General features: G+C 72.9%; 4 protein-coding genes and 1 pseudogene. All 5 read left to right on the plus strand.

The features are described 5' to 3' along the window. Positions 1 to 540, plus strand: a 540-nt coding sequence (locus ABZ873_RS34050; RefSeq protein ID WP_360880725.1) for a class E sortase, incomplete at its 5' end; no start/stop codon positions are given. An 89-nt stretch (positions 541 to 629) separates the two neighbouring features. Then, positions 630 to 806, plus strand: coding sequence for a hypothetical protein (locus ABZ873_RS34055; RefSeq protein WP_360880728.1), 177 nt, complete (start codon positions 630 to 632; stop codon positions 804 to 806). Then, complete coding sequence (locus ABZ873_RS34060; RefSeq protein WP_360880731.1) at positions 803 to 1,441, plus strand: aminodeoxychorismate/anthranilate synthase component II; 639 nt, start codon at positions 803 to 805, stop codon at positions 1,439 to 1,441. The genes ABZ873_RS34055 and ABZ873_RS34060 overlap by 4 nt, the downstream gene beginning before the upstream one ends. A gap of 134 nt (positions 1,442 to 1,575) precedes the next feature. Next, positions 1,576 to 2,271 (plus strand): annotated as a pseudogene (locus tag ABZ873_RS34065) (class E sortase); the annotation flags it as partial. A gap of 13 nt (positions 2,272 to 2,284) precedes the next feature. After that, positions 2,285 to 3,007 carry a class E sortase gene (locus ABZ873_RS34070; protein WP_360880734.1) on the plus strand — a complete coding sequence of 241 codons (723 nt, stop codon included), beginning with the start codon at positions 2,285 to 2,287 and terminating at the stop codon, positions 3,005 to 3,007. Positions 3,008 to 3,240 lie beyond the last annotated feature (233 nt).

Consider the following 3,240-nt stretch of genomic DNA (forward strand, 5'->3'; position numbering starts at 1 on the left):
TCCGATCTCGCCGCGCCCGCCCCGCCCGCCACACAGGCCCCGCCCGCCCCGCCGGAGCCGCCGCCCTACCCCGCGGGACGGCCCTTCGCGGAGATGTACGTACCGCGCTTCGGGCCGGACTGGGCCAAGCCCGTCCTGGAGGGCACCGGCGCCGATCTGCTCAGGAAGGGCCTCGGCCACTACGCCTCCACCGCCCGCCTCGGCGCCGTCGGCAACTTCTCCGTGGCCGGCCACCGCCGCACCCACGGGGACCCGTTCAAGGACTTCCCCCGGCTGCGCGCCGGGGACGAGGTGATCCTCCAGGATGCGGCCACCCGCTACACGTACACGGTCCGCGGCGGCCCGCTGCGCGTACTGCCCACCGAGGTCGAGGTGGTCGACCCGGTCCCGGCGCGTTCGCCCTTCACCGCCCCCGGCCGCTACCTCACCCTCACCACCTGCGACCCGGAATGGGGCCACAGCCACCGGCTGGTCGTCTGGGCGGAGCTCACCGGGACCCGCCCCGCGCGGCAGGGCGGGCCGGGGGGTTCCTCCGGGTGACCCTCCCGGCGGGGCTGCTGCCTTTAGTCTGTTGGCGTACCGCCTCCGCGGTGCGTCGAACGAAAGTGGACGAAAAGGAATCAGGCGGCATGTACGGCTGGATCTGGCGGCATCTGCCCGGCAACGTGTGGGTCCGCGCGCTGATCTCGCTCGTACTCGTCCTGGCGGTGGTCTTCGTGCTCTTCCAGTACGTCTTCCCCTGGGCCGAGCCGCTCCTTCCGTTCAACGATGTGACGGTGGACGAGGGATCGGGAGCCACTCCGTGAGCGCGCGCATTCTGGTGGTAGACAACTACGACAGCTTCGTCTTCAACCTGGTCCAGTACCTCTACCAGCTCGGTGCCGAGTGCGAGGTGCTGCGCAACGACGAGGTGGAGCTGTCCCACGCGCAGGACGGCTTCGACGGGGTGCTGCTCTCCCCCGGGCCGGGCACGCCGGAGGAGGCGGGCGTCTGCGTCGACATGGTCCGGCACTGCGCCGCCACCGGCGTCCCCGTCTTCGGCGTCTGCCTCGGCATGCAGTCCATGGCCGTCGCCTACGGAGGGGTCGTGGGCCGGGCGCCCGAGCTGCTGCACGGCAAGACCTCCCCCGTGGTCCACGAGGGCGTGGGCGTCTTCGCGGGCCTGCCCTCCCCCTTCACCGCGACCCGCTACCACTCCCTGGCCGCCGAGCCCCGCACCCTGCCCGGCGCCCTGGAGGTCACGGCGCGCACCGAGGACGGGATCATCATGGGCCTGCGCCACCGGGAACACGACGTCGAGGGCGTGCAGTTCCACCCCGAGTCGGTGCTGACCGAGTGGGGCCACCGCATGCTCGCGAACTGGCTGGTCCGCTGCGGCGACGCGGGCGCGGTGGAACGCTCGGTGGGGCTGGCCCCGGTGGTGGGCAAGGCCCTCGCGTGACCGCGGTCGCGCCGTCCGCGCCCACGGAGGGCCGGGCCGCGCGACGCAAGGCCGCCCAGGAGGCCGCGAAGCGGGCCGCCAAGGGGTCCCGGAGGCGGGGCGGGCGGCGCCGCAAGCGCCCCGCGTCGGGCGGCCCGTTGGTCGTCGCGAGCCGGCTGGGCGGGGAGCTGTTCATCACGATGGGCCTCGTGATGCTGCTCTTCGTCGCCTACCAGCTCTGGTACACCAACCTCGTGGCGCAGCGCGCCGCCGACGGGGCCGCGGGCTCCCTGCTCCAGACCTGGGAGCGCCAGCAGGGGCCGCAGGGCGGCCCGGAAGCCGCCGCGCCCCCCGTGACCGCCTTCGAGCCGGGCCAGGGCTTCGCCCTGCTGCACATCCCCAAGCTGGACGTGAAGGTGCCGGTGGCGGAGGGCATCAGCAAGCCGAAGGTGCTGGACAAGGGCATGGTCGGGCACTACGGCGAGGGCGCGCTCAGGACCGCGATGCCGGCCGACAAGCAGGGCAACTTCGCGGTGGCCGGCCACCGCAACACCCATGGCGAGCCCTTCCGCTACATCAACCGGCTGGTCCCCGGCGACCCCGTGGTGGTCGAGACCCGGGACGCCTACTACACGTACGAGATGACCTCGTCGCTGGCGCAGACGCCCCCCACGAACGTCGCGGTGATCAAGCCGGTGCCGGAGGGCTCGGGCTTCACCGCCCCCGGCCGGTACATCACCCTGACCACCTGCACACCGGAGTTCACCAGCACCTACCGGCTGATCGTATGGGGCAGGATGACCGAAGAACGCCCCCGCAGCCAGGGCCCCCCGCCCGCGCTGACCAGCTAAGGACGAACCAGCAGTGTCACGTGCCCACCGCCGCGCCGCGGCACCGCCCGCGGGCAGCCGCGGCCTGCTCGCCGGGTTCCTGAGCCTGCTGGGCGAGCTCCTGATCACCGTGGGCCTCGTACTGGCCCTGTTCGTCGCCTACTCGCTGTGGTGGACCAACGTGCTCGCCGACCGGGACGCGTCCGCGCGCGGCGACGCCGTCCGCCGGCAGTGGCAGGCCCCCGCGGCGGCCGCGGGGCCCGGGGCGCTGGACACGCAGGGCGGGGTGGGCTTCCTGCACGTGCCGTCGATGCGGAACGGCGAGGTGCTGGTCAAGGCGGGGACCGCGCCGGACGTGCTCGACGACGGCGTGGCCGGCTACTACACGGAGCCGGTGAAGTCGGCGCTGCCGTGGGACGAGAAGGGGAACTTCACGCTCGCCGCCCACCGCGACGGCCACGGGGCGAAGTTCCACAACATCGACAAGGTGAGGCGCGGGGACGCGGTCGTCTTCGAGACCCGCGACACCTGGTACGTGTACAAGGTCTTCGCCGAGCTGCGCCAGACCTCGAAGTACAACACCGACGTGATCACCCCGGTGCCGAAGGACTCGGGGAGGACGGCGCCGGGCCGGTACATCACCCTCACCACCTGCACCCCCGTCTACACCTCGAAGTACCGCTACATCGTCTGGGGCGAGCTGGTCCGCACGGAGAAGGTGGACGCCCGGCGCACGCCCCCGGCGGAACTGCGCTGAGAAGGGCGCGGGCAGCGCCCCCGGGCGCCCCTCTGGAGGGCTGCGGCGAGCCGAAGGCTCCCGAGCCCGTGCCGGCGGCTCCCGGCCCCGCAGACGGCCGTACAGCCCCACGTAAAGGGTCCGGCCCCTCTCCCGCGGGGGGTGCCCGAGCGGGAGAGCAAGCTGCAGGAACTGGTGGACGTGGCGATGGTTTTGGCGTTCCGGATGAAACGCGACCCGATGCTGAGCGCGGG

This window comes from Streptomyces sp. NPDC047014, assembly GCF_040644195.1.
Lineage (GTDB): Bacteria > Actinomycetota > Actinomycetes > Streptomycetales > Streptomycetaceae > Streptomyces.

What these genes read in the sequence shown, in the direction of transcription:
- ABZ873_RS34055 (WP_360880728.1), top strand. Translation starts at nt 630, where the DNA reads ATGTACGGCTGGATCTGGCGGCATCTGCCCGGCAACGTGTGGGTCCGC.